Origin of the sequence: Oceanisphaera pacifica (genome assembly GCF_017498065.1) — a bacterium.
Lineage (GTDB): Bacteria > Pseudomonadota > Gammaproteobacteria > Enterobacterales > Aeromonadaceae > Oceanimonas > Oceanimonas pacifica.
In genome coordinates, this window is the sequence record NZ_JAGDFX010000007.1 from 71,647 (window position 1) to 85,518 (window position 13,872).

Sequence of the window (13,872 nt, forward strand, 5' to 3'; positions counted from 1 at the left end):
CGCCTCACGCTTCACTTAAGCCTCGACACGATCGCCCGCCGTCTAGAGCAATAATTTGTCCGGTTAAATAAGTCGGACCCGCCAGTAAAAAGGCCACGGTTTCGGCAATTTCGTGGGCTTGTCCTAAGCGACCCATAGGAATGCTGCTTAATACATGCTGCTTTTGTTGCTCACTAAGATTATGTGCAGGCCAGAGAATAGCGCCTGGCGCAATGCCATTAACTCGAATATTGGGGGCCAGCTCATTAGCCAACCCTCGGGTGAGGGTGGCTAGGGCATTTTTCGCCATGCTATATAACAAATGATCTTGTAAGCCTTTTTCAGCATGAATATCCACTATATTGACAATGGACCCCTGCGATGAACGCAGCGCAGGCAATAAGGCTTGGCTTAAAAAGTAGGGCGCAGCGGCATTGGTGCTCATTAAATCTTGCCATTGTGCAGGGGTGCTAGACGCGAATGGGGTTGGATAAAAACTGGAGGCATTATTAATTACCCCATCTAATTGCCCAAAACAATTAACGGCACGTTCAGCCATGGAGGGGAGTTGCTCTAGCTGCACTAAATCTTGGCAGATTAACAGTACGCTATCTGGTGTTCGCGCATTCAGCTCTTGTTGCAGGGCCTGTGCTGCAGTTTCGCTCTTATAATAGTGCAGCACTAATCGATAACCCAATTGGTGCAAGTGGCGGCTTATTTCGGCGCCTATGCGCTTAGCGGCACCGGTCACCAATATCACAGGGGCAGACATGAATTCTCCTAGCGGTGATAACTGAAAGTCGATTTTAGTCGTACAGCTCAATTGATTTGTTAACAAAGAGCCCATAGTGTTTGTAAGATACTCACACAGAGATTGCGACATTGTCGGTTAGCTTAACAGCGTAACCCAAATACCTAAACCGTCGCCGAATAGGCTAGGAGTGTAAATGCTAGAACAACTTAAACAATGGTTTGCGATGGACGATAGTGCTGCAGATACGCATAACGCGGCTAACAAAGACATGGCTATTACCGCTTTATTAAGTCAGGTAATGCTGGCCGATGGCGAAATTAGCCCCCTAGAGCAACAACAGCTTGAACGTTTAGTGACCAAGCTCACGCAGCAAACGCCAGATGTAATACAGCAGTTATTAGCGCAAAGTCGCGCACAGCGAGATAATGTGGTGTCGCTTTATGAGTTTACTTCTCAGTTAAAAAGCTTACCCATTGCAGAACGCGAAGACATTCTCTATAGCTTATGGGCGCTGGCGTTTAGTGACGGCACATTAGACCCTGAAGAAGAAGGGGTGATCCGCCAAGTTGCCGAGTTATTATATGTGCCTCATAGTCGCTTTATTTGGCTAAAACAACAGGCACAAGATAAGGCAGGTATATCGAAATAAGCTTAGCGGTGTAAGAGTACCCAGACGTCATGCGCAGATCTGGTAGCCACTGGGTGATTCTGATAATATGCGCTCCCTCAATCTGTGCCGCTTTTATCATATATAAAAGATGTGCCACTCTGGCCACGTACGCCAGCGTGATTGAACGCAATGAAGCTTGTACATAATCTGGGTTCATTTTCATCTACTACACGTGCGCTTTGGTAGGGTGCACCACTGTTAAGGACAATTCATGCCGACAATTACTCTTCCCGATGGTAGCCAACGCCACTTTGATCATGCCGTTTCTGTTATGGATGTGGCGTTAGATATTGGCCCAGGTTTAGCCAAAGCCTGTATTGCTGGGCGTATCGATGGTCAGCTGGTTGATGCTTGCGAATTAATTGAAGCAGATGCACAACTTGCCATTATTACCGCGAAAGACCAAGAAGGCTTAGAAATACTGCGCCACTCTTGTGCTCACCTGTTGGGTCATGCCATTAAGCAACTTTGGCCACAAACCAAAATGGCGATTGGTCCCGTTATCGATAACGGTTTCTATTATGATGTTGACCTAGACCATACCCTAACCGAAGAAGATATCGCTAAGCTTGAAAAGCGTATGCAAGAGTTAGTAAAAACTAACTATTCGGTTATTAAGAAAAAAGTGAGCTGGCAAGAAGCCCGTGACCTCTTTGCTGAGCGGCATGAACCTTACAAAATAGAGATCTTAGATCAAAACGTAAGCCAAGATGACCGCCCAGGTCTTTACTATCACGAAGAATACGTAGATATGTGTCGTGGCCCTCATGTGCCCAGCATGAAGTTTTGTCAGCACTTTAAACTGCAAAAGACCTCAGGCGCGTACTGGCGTGGCGATTCAAAAAACAAAATGTTGCAGCGCATTTACGGCACCGCGTGGGCCGATAAAAAAGCCCTTAAGGGCCACTTACTGCAATTAGAAGAAGCGGCCAAGCGTGATCACCGTAAAATTGGTAAACAACTCGACTTGTACCATATGCAAGAAGAAGCACCGGGCATGGTGTTTTGGCACAACGACGGCTGGACCATTTTCCGTGAGCTTGAGCAGTTTGTGCGCGATAAGCTACGTGAATACGACTATGAAGAAGTAAAAGGTCCATTAATGATGGATCGCCTGATGTGGGAACGTTCTGGGCACTGGGAAAAATACGCCGATTACATGTTTACCACCAGTTCAGAAAATCGTGATTATGCGATTAAGCCAATGAACTGCCCAGGGCACGTGCAAATTTTTAACCAAGGCTTAAAGTCTTATCGCGACTTACCCCTACGTATGGGGGAGTTTGGTAGCTGTCACCGTAACGAACCAAGCGGGGCTTTACATGGCTTAATGCGCGTACGGGGCTTTACCCAAGACGACGCCCATATATTCTGTACCGAAGAGCAAATACAGTCTGAAGTATCGGATTGTATTAAGCTGGTGTATGACACATACCAAACGTTTGGCTTTAATGACATAGTGGTTAAACTGTCTACGCGCCCAGAAGAGCGTATTGGCAGTGATGAAGCTTGGGATCAAGCCGAGCTTGCATTACAAGATGCGCTTACTGCCGCTAACATTGAATATGAATTACAGCCCGGCGAAGGGGCTTTTTATGGTCCTAAAATTGAGTTTACGCTGCATGATTGCCTGAATCGTGCTTGGCAGTGTGGTACAATACAACTTGATTTCGCACTACCTGGCCGCTTAGGAGCCAGTTATGTAGGTGAAGATAACGAACGGCATGTGCCGGTTATGATTCACCGTGCTATCCTAGGGTCAATCGAGCGTTTTATTGGTATTTTAATAGAAGAGTATGCGGGCCTGTTTCCAACTTGGCTGGCTCCCACTCAAGCAGTGGTGCTCAATATTACCGATAATCAGGCCGATTACGCACTCAATCTCACAAAAAATCTGAATAATCTTGGTATTAGAGCCAAAGCAGACTTGAGAAATGAGAAAATAGGCTTTAAAATCCGTGAACATACTCTGAAGCGGGTACCTTTTATGCTGGTTTGTGGCGACAAAGAAGTTGAAGCCGGCAAGGTAGCAGTACGTACCCGGAAAGGACAGGACTTAGGCACCTTCGATATTGAAGAGCTGAGCTTGCTATTACAGCAAGAAGTTCGCACTCGCGGAAAGAAAACAGTGGAGGATAGGTTATAAAAGGCGCTAAAAGAGGGAGCAAACCAGCTCCACGAAATCGACTGAATGAAGAGATCCGACTACCAGAAGTTCGCTTAGTCGGCCTCGAAGGCGATCCTTTGGGTGTGGTTCCTATTGCTGAAGCATTGGAGACTGCAGCCACTGCTGGTGTAGACTTGGTTGAAATCAGCCCCAATGCCGAGCCGCCCGTTTGCCGTTTAATGGATTACGGCAAGTTCCTCTACGAGAAGAGCAAGGCGAGCAAAGAACAAAAGAAAAAGCAGAAACAGATACAGGTGAAGGAAATTAAATTCCGTCCCGGTACTGACGATGGCGACTATCAGGTAAAGCTACGCAACCTGGTTCGCTTTTTAGAAGAGGGCAACAAAGCCAAAATCACCCTGCGTTTTCGTGGTCGTGAAATGGCGCACCAAGACCTCGGTTTCGATTTGCTCAACCGTATAAAAGCGGATTTGGACGAATTGGCCGTAGTTGAAGCCTTTCCAAAAATGGAAGGACGTCAAGCTGTTATGGTGCTAGCCCCAAAGAAAAAACAGTAAGGTTCAACAAGTAGCTGGGTAATCTTACTCAGCTCACCTTGTCTGTTTGTTATTATTAACAATGCGGAGTTATTATGCCGAAAATGAAATCGAATAAAGGTGCTGCAAAGCGCTTTAAGAAAACCGCGGGTGGCTTTAAGTGTAAGCAATCACACACCAGCCATATCCTCACAAAGAAGAGCACCAAGCGTAAGCGCCAATTGCGCGGTACTAACTTGGTAGAAGCAGCTGATGTTGCTCAAATTGCTTCAATGTTGCCTTACGCTTAAGAGGATTCTAAAAAATGGCAAGAGTTAAACGTGGTGTGACCGCTCGCGCGCGTCACAAAAAAGTATTAAAGCAAGCTAAAGGTTATTACGGTGCTCGTTCACGTGTCTATCGCGTAGCAGTACAAGCAGTAACTAAAGCCGGTCAATATGCATACCGTGACCGTCGCACCAAAAAACGTCAGTTCCGTCAACTGTGGATTGCGCGTATTAACGCTGCAAGCCGTCAGAACGGTCTTTCATACAGCCGCTTCATCAATGGCTTGAAAAAAGCTTCTGTTGAAATCGACCGTAAGATCCTGGCTGATATCGCAGTACACGACAAAACCACCTTTACCGCTTTAGTTTCTAAAGCAAAAGAAGCGCTGGCATAAGTCGTTAAGTCGATAACATAAGAAAAGGAGGCTTAGGCCTCCTTTTTTGTTGTCTGCAATTAAGTTCTATAGTGGCAGAAAAACCACAAATCCTTTATTATCAAGACCTTCAAATTTTTTAGTGTCTGCGTACGCGGGCAAGTGACGAGGAATACATGGATCAGCTGCAAGACGTAATCGTCAAAGCACAGGCGGAGATCCTGGCGGCCAGCAACGCCGGTGAACTAGATGAAATCCGGGTGCATTACATGGGTAAAAAAGGTTTTTTTACCGAACAATCTAAAGCCCTAGGTAAATTATCAGCCGAAGAGCGTCCCGCTGCCGGACAAGTGATCAACAAAGCCAAAAAAGCGGTGAACGACGCCATTAATAGTAAGCGTGAAGCGCTACAATTAGCGGAGTTAAACGAAAAGCTAGCCTCAGAGACATTAGATATTAGTCTGCCAGGCCGTCAACAAGCCGTGGGTGGTTTGCACCCAGTAACGCGCACCATTAAACGTATTGAGTCATTTTTTGGTGAGCTGGGTTTTCAGGTCGCTGAAGGACCTGAAATTGAAGACGACTTCCATAACTTTGATGCGCTCAATATTCCGGCCCACCATCCTGCACGCGCCGATCATGACACTTTTTACTTTAATCCTAAGCTGATGCTGCGTACGCAAACCTCTGGCGTACAAATTCGTACCATGGAGCACCAAGCGCCACCGATCCGTATTATTTCGCCGGGCCGCGTATATCGTAACGATTACGATCAAACTCATACCCCTATGTTTCATCAGGTAGAAGGTTTGCTGGTTGATGAAAATGTTAGCTTTGCGCAATTAAAAGGCGTATTGCACGACTTCTTGAATAACTTTTTTGAAGAAGACCTGCAAATTCGTTTTCGTCCTTCTTACTTCCCCTTTACTGAGCCCAGTGCCGAAGTGGATGTGATGGGTAAAAATGGCAAATGGCTAGAAGTATTAGGCTGTGGCATGGTGCACCCTAACGTATTGCGTTCAGTCGGTATTGACCCCGAGCGTTACAGTGGTTTTGCCTTTGGTATGGGCGTTGAGCGTTTAACCATGTTGCGCTACGGCGTAAACGACTTACGCGCATTTTTCGAAAATGATCTGCGTTTTCTTAAGCAATTTGGTTAAGCGGCTGGAGCAATAATGAAATTTTCAAAATTATGGCTGGAAGAGTGGGTGAACACCGGCCTAAATACAGAGGCGCTTGCCGAGCAAATTACCATGGCAGGCCTTGAAGTTGACGGCGTAGAGCCAGCAGCAGGGGACTTTAGCCAGGTTGTTGTGGGCGAAGTGGTCGAGTGTGGCCTACACCCAGATGCCGATAAATTACAAGTCACTAAAGTAAACGTAGGCGGGGATGAGCTCCTCGACATCGTTTGTGGTGCACCTAACTGTCGCCAAGGGCTAAAAGTCGTGGTGGCCGTGGTTGGGGCTGTATTACCTGGTGACTTTAAGATTAAAAAAGCCAAGCTACGAGGCCAAGCTTCTCATGGCATGCTGTGTTCTTACAGCGAAATAGGCATAGATTTAGACTCAAGCGGTATTATTGAGCTGCCAGCAGATGCCCCCATTGGCAGCTGCATACGAGAATATTTACAGCTTAATGATGATATTATCGAAATCGATCTCACCCCAAATCGAGCAGACTGTTTAAGTATTGCCGGTGTTGCTCGTGAAGTGGGAGTGTTAAATCAGCAAGACGTTAACTGGCCTGAAATTCCTGCGGTTGCCGCTACCATTGACGACTCGGTTAACATTAATTTAGCCGCCCCCGACGCTTGCCCGCGTTATTTAGGGCGCGTGGTTAAAAACCTAGATGTGTCAGCACCCACCCCATTATGGATGCAAGAAAAGCTACGCCGCAGTGGTATTCGCAGCATAGATGCGGTGGTAGATATTACCAACTTTGTGTTGTTGGAGTGGGGCCAGCCCATGCATGCCTTTGATCTGGCCACCCTAAAGGGTGACATTCAGGTGCGCATGGCTGAGTCTGGCGAAAAGCTAACTTTGCTTGACGGCAATGAAGTTACATTACAGCCAGATACCTTAGTGATTGCCGACAGTAAGCAGGCGATTGCCATGGCGGGTATTTTTGGCGGTGAAGCCACAGGGGTTACCGAACAAACCCGTGATGTATTACTGGAGTGCGCCTTCTTTAATCCGTTATCAATCACTGGTCGTGCTCGCCATTATGGTTTGCATACCGACTCTTCACACCGTTTTGAGCGGGGTGTCGATTATCAGCTGCAACATAAAGTGATGGAGCGCGCAACGGCACTATTACTGGATATTTGTGGTGGTGAAGCAGGCGCTGTAGTGGAAGCCGTAGCAGAAGAACACTTACCCAAGGCCAACACAGTTAGCCTACGCCATAGCACGTTAAATCGCTTAATTGGTATTGAAATTGGCGCCGAACAAGTGAGTGATATGCTGACCCGTTTGGGGCTAGCAGTGACCACCACGGCTGAAGGTTGGCAGGTACAAGTACCTAGCTATCGCTTTGACATTAGCATTGAAGAAGACTTGATTGAAGAAGTAGCCCGCATTTACGGCTACAACAATATTCCCGATCAAGCGCCAGTGGCAGGCTTAACCATGTCACAGCACAGTGAAGCTAAGCTGCCACTTAATCGCATAAAAGATGCCTTGGTTGATTTAGGTTATCAAGAAGCCATTACCTACAGCTTTGTTGATCCTAAACATCAAACCTTGATGTTTCCTGAGATAAAAACCATGGTGTTGCCACATCCTATTTCGGCTGATATGTCCGAAATGCGGGTCTCACTGTGGCCAGGACTGATTCAAGCAGCGGTATATAATCAAAATCGTCAGCAGCCAAGACTGCGTCTGTTTGAGCAAGGCTTAACCTTTATCCCCGATGAAAACGCTGAAAATGGTGTGCGTCAAACCCCTGTATTAGCCGGGTTAGTGATGGGCTCTGTGGTGGGTGAACACTGGGGCATGACCGATAAAGCGGTTGATTTCTTTGATGTAAAAGGGGACGTTGAAAGCCTGCTAGGTTTAACCGGCCAGCCACTGGAATTTTCCGTTACCCGTGCCAATATTAGTGCACTACATCCTGGTCAGTCTGCGGCACTGGTTTATCAAGGTCGCGAAGTGGGTACCTTAGGTGCTATACACCCAAGCTTATTACGAAAGCTCGGCTTAAAATCTCAAGCTTATGTGTTTGAGATTGAATTGAGTCCGCTTACACAACGCTTTGTGCCTGAAGCTGGCTCCGTTTCTCGCTTTCCGGCCAATCGTCGCGACTTAGCCTTAGTGGTAGCGCAAGATATTGCTGCAGGCGATATCCTTGATTTAGTTAGGAAAGTTGGCGGAAGTCAGTTAGTTGGCTTAAACTTATTTGATGTATACCAAGGTCAGGGTATTAGTGATGGCAAGAAGAGCTTGGCGCTTAGCTTGATATTACAAGATGCTCACCGCACTTTGGAAGAGAAAGAAATTGCCGATACGGTAACCCGTATTGTAACGGCGCTTTCTGACGAGTTTGATGCTTCCTTGAGGGACTGATATGGCATTAACCAAAGCCGATTTAGCAGAGCAGCTGTTTACTGAGCTTGGGCTATCTAAGCGTGATTCTAAAGAGATGGTAGAGGCTTTCTTTGAAGAAATACGCTTATCACTTGAGCAAGGCGAACAGGTTAAAATATCCGGTTTCGGTAACTTTGAGTTACGTAACAAAGGGGAGCGCCCAGGGCGTAACCCTAAAACCGGAGAAGATATTCCGATTTCTGCACGCCGAGTGGTGACCTTTAAGCCTGGGCAAAAGCTAAAAGCCAGAGTGGAACATTTATCACCGCCTGATGAGTCAGACGCTGCAACAAAATAAAATTAAGCCAGGCATAGTGCCTGGCTTTTTCTTAGCAGTTGGGTATTAGAGATTAGCGTTAATATAAAATCACTGTTAGCCTAACGCACAGGGTTCAATGACACCAAAAAGAGGGAAGCAGCCAGTGCATAAAGGTAATATAGTTATTCTCACTGGGGCGGGTATCTCTGCAGAGTCAGGGATAAGTACCTTTAGAGCCGAGGATGGCTTATGGGAGCAACATAAGCTAGAAGATGTTGCCACGCCTGAAGGCTATCAACGAAATCCTGAGCTAGTGCAGCAATTTTATAATGGTCGCCGCCAGCTTCTGCATGAAGTAGAACCGAACGCGGCTCATTTAGCGCTCGCAAAATTAACCGCACAATGGCCGGCCACCGTGACTTTAGTAACGCAGAATATTGACGATCTGCATGAAAGAGCCGGCAGTGACAATGTATTACATCTGCACGGCGAATTATTAAAAGCGCGTTGTCCACACAGTCAGCAAGCCATTGACTGGCCTGGAGATCTTAATATTGGCGACCTCTGTCAGTGTTGTCAGTTTCCGGAGCAGTTGCGCCCCCATGTGGTGTGGTTTGGTGAAATGCCGTTATTACTGGACCGCATTTATCAGGCATTAAGTGAAGCCAGTATTTTTATTTCTATTGGTACGTCGGGCAATGTGTATCCCGCCGCCGGCTTCGTGCACGAAGCTGCTATGCATAATGCTCATACTGTAGAAATTAATTTAGAGCCGAGCGAAGGAAAAAATCATTTTGCCGAACATCGCTACGGGCCAGCAACGGAAAAAGTAGTAGAATACGTTGAAGAGTTACTCAACAGCTAATTCTGATACAGACTGAAAAACCTCGACTGATCAACCAACACTTATGTTCAGTTAAGTATAATATATTGTAAGTATAAGAGATTTTAATGAATCAACGTCACATAAGAGATTACTTTTAAATGAATAAACCGCCATTTTCACGCTTGCATCAGTCGTTGCAACAAGGTTTTACGCTTTCGCCCAAAGCTATTTTTCAAGAGGCATGGCAGCGCATTATGGGCGCAAAAATGCCGATGTTACTGGCAGCCATTGGTGTAACCGGTTGCTGGTTAGTGCTTAATCAATTACTGGTCAGTGTTGGCGGAGACAGTGAAGAAATGTCTTGGCAAACCAGCCTGCTTGGCCTAGTGGTTTCGATGGTAATGGCACCCATGAGTGCATCTCTCGATATGATGGGGGTTCACCGTGCCGTTGATCGATCGATTAGGCCGAATCAAATTTTTGATTACTTTCGTTTTTTGCTGCCGCTTGCGGTTGCCAGCTTATTAATGGGACTGATTAGTAGTTTATTTTTACCACTTGGTCAATTGTTAGGCTTGCCAGCGGCATTTTCTTTGCTGCCTACCCTTATTTTAAGTATGGCGTTAATGTTCACCTTTCCACTTATTTTAGAAAAAGGCTTTACCCCAATACAAGCGATTACCACTTCGCTGCGCTTGTTTGCTCGCCAATGGCTGCCTTTGCTATCAGTACACTTACTACTGGCGTTATTATTTATGGTCGCCGTATTTACGCTGGGTATTGGACTAATTTGGGTAGTACCTATGTACCTTACCGTAAAAGGCATTATCTATCGCGAAGCCTGTGGGGTAGAAGGTAACACGCCTAGTTCAAACGAAGACACGCCTTCTTTACATTCGACCAAGGATCATTTTGACGCATGAAACATTCTTTTATTATTGCGATGTTACTCGCACTACCTAGCAGTCAGTTACAGGCGGCACCGTTAGAGCTGGGCTACAGTGGTTTTTTTAAATACATGGCGAAGGTGAAAAAGTCGAAGGTTGAGCATGCCGATCTGGGGTTTTATTTAAGCCGCACCGATGGTCAAGGCTTGTGTCAGATTGAGTCAGGTGTGGTAACGGTTGATGACGAAATACGAGGCGAGGTTGAGGTGTTGCCTCATCAACAATTTTTGCTTCCTAAAGATAAAGACTTGGATCTCGACAAAGCAATAGTAGCGTTAGAAATGGCTGGGACCACTGAATGTGATATTTCTATTCAAATTCAGTCTAACCTTGAGGGTGGTGACGTAACGCACACAGATTTACGCGCCGTTGAGCAAGATATGTATGTGTTATTACAAAAAATGGCAGGTTGGCCAGGTAAGTATTTTGTACCTGAGTTACAAGGCATTACTCTAACACCGGCCATGCCAGGGCAAGATATTAACGGACAATCTCAGCTTAAATTAAGCCAAGCACAATTAGCAGAAGAGGGCAGCTTCAACTTACCAGCGGTAAGAATTACCCCTTGGTTTTAAACAGACAGTCATACGCTTTACGCTGACCGCTATACGAAAAACTAAACCAGTTTTTTAACGTACAGCTTAAGGCGTAAAGCCTATGGCGACAATCTAGCTCTTATGTTTATCTGACCGCTTAAAACTGACAGCTGTTTCTGATTTATTTCAATTCTGTGATGGTGAGTCTCTCGCCTAAGGCAGCAGCGGACACACTTTCATTTTCATCAACAAAGCGCGATGCCACATCGGGTTTATCAAAACCAATATCGCCGCCATCTATTACGCCCGACAGGCTATTAATATTTTTAAAGTCAAACTGCTGATGATCAAGTAAGTGAGAAGGAACCACATTTTGTATGGCGCTAAACATGCTGGCGATACGGCCCGGAAAACGTGCATCCCAATCTTCAAGCATGGCTTTAATATTTTGTCGCTGTAGGTTTTCTTGTGAGCCACATAAGTTGCAGGGAATAATAGGGAAAGCCTTGGCTTGTGCAAAACTGACAATGTCTTTTTCATGACAATATGCCAATGGACGGATCACAACATGCTTGCCATTATCACTGACTAATTTAGGCGGCATCGACTTCATGGTGCCACCATAAAACATATTCAGCATTAAGGTTTCTAAAATATCATCTCTGTGATGACCCAAGGCAATTTTAGTCGCCCCTAACTCGCTGGCTGTGCGATATAAAATACCGCGTCTTAACCGAGAGCATAAAGAGCAGGTGGTTTTACCCTCAGGAATTTTATCCATCACAATAGAGTAGGTATCTTCTTCCACAATTTTATACTCAACACCTAACTCATCTAAGTACTGAGGTAGCACATGTTCGGGAAAGCCGGGCTGCTTTTGATCTAAGTTCACCGCTACAATATCAAACTGAATTGGCGCGTGGGCTTTTAAATGCAACAGTATATCGAGCATGGCATAACTGTCTTTACCCCCCGACAAACACACCATAATACGATCGCCATCTTCAATCATATTAAAATCATTAATAGCCTGACCTACATGTCGACGCAGCCGTTTTTGTACTTTATTGAAGCTAGCAGTTTGTGTAGCAGGCGGCGTTGATTGGCTTGAATTGGATGTGTTTGAAATAGACGTCATTGAAACAGAATCAGTAGAAACAGACATGATAACCCCAGCAAAAATACTGGGGCTATTATAGAGACTAGCGGCTTGAGGGCAAGCAAGTGAGAGAGATTAAATTATGATTCACTGCTGTCGGGTCTGAGTACTAATACATCACAAGCTAACTTATCAACGACATGCTCGGCGGTATTACCCAAGAGGGCCGCAGAAAAACCGGTGCGGCCTACGGAGCCTAAAATTACTAAACTGGCCTGGGTTTTCTCGGCACACTCAGGGATCACTTCTTCAGCTAAACCTTCTTCTAAATGCAAATGATCTGACGCTACATCAAAGCGTACGGCGTATTCATACAAGGTTCTTTCGTGATGTTTTTTTACCGCTGCTTTATACACGCTAGGATCAAAGTCTGGCAGCTCCAGCGCCATGTTCACCGGTGTAACAGGGTAGGCGTTCACCAAGTGCAAGTTAGCAGAAAGTAGCCGTGCTACTTCAGCGCTTTCAGTGATAATTTTACTGTTAAGTGACGCTTGTTCTTCTTCATCACTGCTACAGTTAACCGCCGCTAATACATTACCGCCCATACGCCAGTCTTGCTCTTTTACTAACAATACGGGGCACGGGCATTTGCGTAATAAATGCCAATCTGTGGGAGTAAAAATAAAAGATTGAATAAGTGTATGTTTGTGGGTGCTTTTCACCACTAAGTCGTGTTGAGCTTCTTCAACCTGTTGAATAATGGCTTCAAAGGGGCGGCTGTGCCACACCACTTTTAAATTAAATTTTATCTTACTATTGGCATAGGGGGTTAATAAGGTTTTTAACCATTCTTCACGTCCTTGCAGTACCCCTTCACGCATTTCATCACGCTCGGTGCTCGACAAAATAGACGTCATTTCATAAGAAAAATCATAAATAGGCATGAAGAGGGTGATATCGGCTTGCTCTTGCAATGCGGCTACAGACACAGCACGATGCAAGGCCGGTTGTGTTTCGGCAACCGGATCGATAACCACTAATATATGTTGATACTTAATCATAAGGTATCCCTCTTTATGAAAGTAAACTTCACGCTGACGGTGAATGGGACCTAGGCGTGCCGGCTAAGCAGGCCAGCTCCGGCAAATCGATAATTCGAATATACTTGCCATCGACTTCAATCATATTATTTTTTTGAAAACGACCTAACAATCGACTGACGGTTTCTACGGTCAGGCCTAAATAGTTGCCAATATCGCCACGAGTCATGGTTAACCTAAACTCTTTTGGCGAAAAGCCTCGCTCAGAGAAACGCGTAGATAAGCCATGCAAAAAGGAAGCTAAACGCTCTTCAGCAGTCTTTTTAGATAGCAGTAAGATCATTTGTTGATCGCCATTAATCTCGCTACTCATTAAGCGCATTATTTGCTGTCGTAAGCGCGGCATTGTACCTGCCAGATCGTCTAGCACTTCATACGGGATTTCGCAAACCATGGCGGTTTCTAGCGCTTGAGCAAAAGAAGGGTGGCTGCCATTATTAATCGCATCAAAGCCGATAAGATCACCGGCTAAGTGAAAAGCAGTAATTTGTTCATCACCTTGCTCGGTAATAGTGTAAGACTTAATAGTACCAGCACGAATGGCATACAAAGACTTCAGCTCTTCACCTGCTTTAAACAGCTCTTGGCCTTTTTGAATCGGCTTTTTACGCTCAATAATATTATCCAGCTCATCTAACTCATCAGAGTTAAGCCCAAGCGGAATACACAATTGACTAATGCTACAATCTTGGCAGTGAATGGAGCGACTGCTTGCAGCGGCTGTTTTAATAATGTTTTTTTGATTTCCCATAGCTCAATACTTTTGTGGTATCAATAACTAATCATAGCACCAAAAATAACCGCTTAATAGCTG

At 45.5% G+C, this 13,872-nt stretch carries 15 protein-coding genes; 11 read left to right on the forward strand and 4 right to left on the reverse strand.

The window, feature by feature from the left end; all coding sequences use genetic code 11:
* Window positions 1-4 precede the first annotated feature (4 nt).
* Window positions 5-751, reverse strand: coding sequence for a pteridine reductase (locus J3U76_RS07330; protein ID WP_208005315.1), 747 nt, complete (start codon window positions 749-751; stop codon window positions 5-7).
* Between the two features lie 175 nt (window positions 752-926).
* On the opposite strand from J3U76_RS07330, the gene J3U76_RS07335 reads away from it, so the two are divergent.
* From J3U76_RS07335 to J3U76_RS07385, 11 genes are all read left to right on the forward strand, one after another.
* Complete coding sequence (locus J3U76_RS07335) at window positions 927-1,382, forward strand: tellurite resistance TerB family protein (RefSeq protein WP_208005316.1); 456 nt, start codon at window positions 927-929, stop codon at window positions 1,380-1,382.
* A 232-nt stretch (window positions 1,383-1,614) separates the two neighbouring features.
* Window positions 1,615-3,549, forward strand: coding sequence for a threonine--tRNA ligase (gene thrS, locus J3U76_RS07340; protein ID WP_208005317.1), 1,935 nt, complete (start codon window positions 1,615-1,617; stop codon window positions 3,547-3,549).
* Between the two features lie 41 nt (window positions 3,550-3,590).
* Window positions 3,591-4,088, forward strand: a complete 498-nt coding sequence (gene infC / locus J3U76_RS07345; protein ID WP_243454135.1) for a translation initiation factor IF-3 — start codon at window positions 3,591-3,593, stop codon at window positions 4,086-4,088.
* Between the two features lie 74 nt (window positions 4,089-4,162).
* Window positions 4,163-4,357, forward strand: coding sequence for a 50S ribosomal protein L35 (gene rpmI / locus J3U76_RS07350; RefSeq protein ID WP_208005318.1), 195 nt, complete (start codon window positions 4,163-4,165; stop codon window positions 4,355-4,357).
* Window positions 4,358-4,371: 14 nt separating this feature from the next.
* Window positions 4,372-4,728: a 50S ribosomal protein L20 gene (gene rplT, locus J3U76_RS07355; RefSeq protein WP_208005319.1), complete on the forward strand. Its 357-nt coding sequence runs from the start codon at window positions 4,372-4,374 to the stop codon at window positions 4,726-4,728.
* A 155-nt stretch (window positions 4,729-4,883) separates the two neighbouring features.
* Window positions 4,884-5,867, forward strand: a complete 984-nt coding sequence (gene pheS, locus J3U76_RS07360; RefSeq protein ID WP_208005320.1) for a phenylalanine--tRNA ligase subunit alpha — start codon at window positions 4,884-4,886, stop codon at window positions 5,865-5,867.
* A gap of 15 nt (window positions 5,868-5,882) precedes the next feature.
* Window positions 5,883-8,270 carry a phenylalanine--tRNA ligase subunit beta gene (gene pheT, locus J3U76_RS07365; RefSeq protein WP_208005321.1) on the forward strand — a complete coding sequence of 796 codons (2,388 nt, stop codon included), beginning with the start codon at window positions 5,883-5,885 and terminating at the stop codon, window positions 8,268-8,270.
* A gap of 1 nt (window position 8,271) precedes the next feature.
* Window positions 8,272-8,589, forward strand: coding sequence for an integration host factor subunit alpha (locus J3U76_RS07370; RefSeq protein WP_208005322.1), 318 nt, complete (start codon window positions 8,272-8,274; stop codon window positions 8,587-8,589).
* Window positions 8,590-8,713: 124 nt separating this feature from the next.
* Complete coding sequence (gene cobB / locus J3U76_RS07375; RefSeq protein ID WP_341534320.1) at window positions 8,714-9,415, forward strand: Sir2 family NAD+-dependent deacetylase; 702 nt, start codon at window positions 8,714-8,716, stop codon at window positions 9,413-9,415.
* Between the two features lie 119 nt (window positions 9,416-9,534).
* Window positions 9,535-10,299: a hypothetical protein gene (locus tag J3U76_RS07380; RefSeq protein ID WP_208005324.1), complete on the forward strand. Its 765-nt coding sequence runs from the start codon at window positions 9,535-9,537 to the stop codon at window positions 10,297-10,299.
* Window positions 10,296-10,898, forward strand: a complete 603-nt coding sequence (locus tag J3U76_RS07385; protein ID WP_208005325.1) for a DUF2987 domain-containing protein — start codon at window positions 10,296-10,298, stop codon at window positions 10,896-10,898. Before J3U76_RS07380 ends, J3U76_RS07385 begins: the two co-directional genes overlap by 4 nt.
* Window positions 10,899-11,040: 142 nt before the next feature.
* On the opposite strand, the gene ttcA is transcribed toward J3U76_RS07385, so the two are convergent.
* The 3 genes from ttcA to J3U76_RS07400 form a co-directional block, all read right to left on the reverse strand.
* Window positions 11,041-11,997, reverse strand: a complete 957-nt coding sequence (ttcA, locus tag J3U76_RS07390) for a tRNA 2-thiocytidine(32) synthetase TtcA (protein WP_208005432.1) — start codon at window positions 11,995-11,997, stop codon at window positions 11,041-11,043.
* Between the two features lie 101 nt (window positions 11,998-12,098).
* Entirely contained in the window at window positions 12,099-13,019 is a 921-nt protein-coding gene (uspE, locus tag J3U76_RS07395) for a universal stress protein UspE (RefSeq protein WP_208005326.1), read from the reverse strand.
* Between the two features lie 28 nt (window positions 13,020-13,047).
* Complete coding sequence (locus J3U76_RS07400) at window positions 13,048-13,809, reverse strand: FNR family transcription factor (RefSeq protein WP_208005327.1); 762 nt, start codon at window positions 13,807-13,809, stop codon at window positions 13,048-13,050.
* Window positions 13,810-13,872 lie beyond the last annotated feature (63 nt).

Bases quoted from the DNA above. Each gene is read 5' to 3' on its own strand.
- pheT (WP_208005321.1), top strand. From the start codon at position 5,883: ATGAAATTTTCAAAATTATGGCTGGAAGAGTGGGTGAACACCGGCCTA.
- ttcA (WP_208005432.1), bottom strand. From the start codon at position 11,997: ATGACGTCTATTTCAAACACATCCAATTCAAGCCAATCAACGCCGCCT.
- J3U76_RS07380 (WP_208005324.1), top strand. From the start codon at position 9,535: ATGAATAAACCGCCATTTTCACGCTTGCATCAGTCGTTGCAACAAGGT.
- uspE (WP_208005326.1), bottom strand. From the start codon at position 13,019: ATGATTAAGTATCAACATATATTAGTGGTTATCGATCCGGTTGCCGAA.
- J3U76_RS07330 (WP_208005315.1), bottom strand. From the start codon at position 751: ATGTCTGCCCCTGTGATATTGGTGACCGGTGCCGCTAAGCGCATAGGC.
- J3U76_RS07370 (WP_208005322.1), top strand. From the start codon at position 8,272: ATGGCATTAACCAAAGCCGATTTAGCAGAGCAGCTGTTTACTGAGCTT.
- thrS (WP_208005317.1), top strand. From the start codon at position 1,615: ATGCCGACAATTACTCTTCCCGATGGTAGCCAACGCCACTTTGATCAT.
- J3U76_RS07335 (WP_208005316.1), top strand. From the start codon at position 927: ATGCTAGAACAACTTAAACAATGGTTTGCGATGGACGATAGTGCTGCA.
- rplT (WP_208005319.1), top strand. From the start codon at position 4,372: ATGGCAAGAGTTAAACGTGGTGTGACCGCTCGCGCGCGTCACAAAAAA.
- J3U76_RS07385 (WP_208005325.1), top strand. From the start codon at position 10,296: ATGAAACATTCTTTTATTATTGCGATGTTACTCGCACTACCTAGCAGT.
- J3U76_RS07400 (WP_208005327.1), bottom strand. From the start codon at position 13,809: ATGGGAAATCAAAAAAACATTATTAAAACAGCCGCTGCAAGCAGTCGC.
- pheS (WP_208005320.1), top strand. From the start codon at position 4,884: ATGGATCAGCTGCAAGACGTAATCGTCAAAGCACAGGCGGAGATCCTG.
- rpmI (WP_208005318.1), top strand. From the start codon at position 4,163: ATGCCGAAAATGAAATCGAATAAAGGTGCTGCAAAGCGCTTTAAGAAA.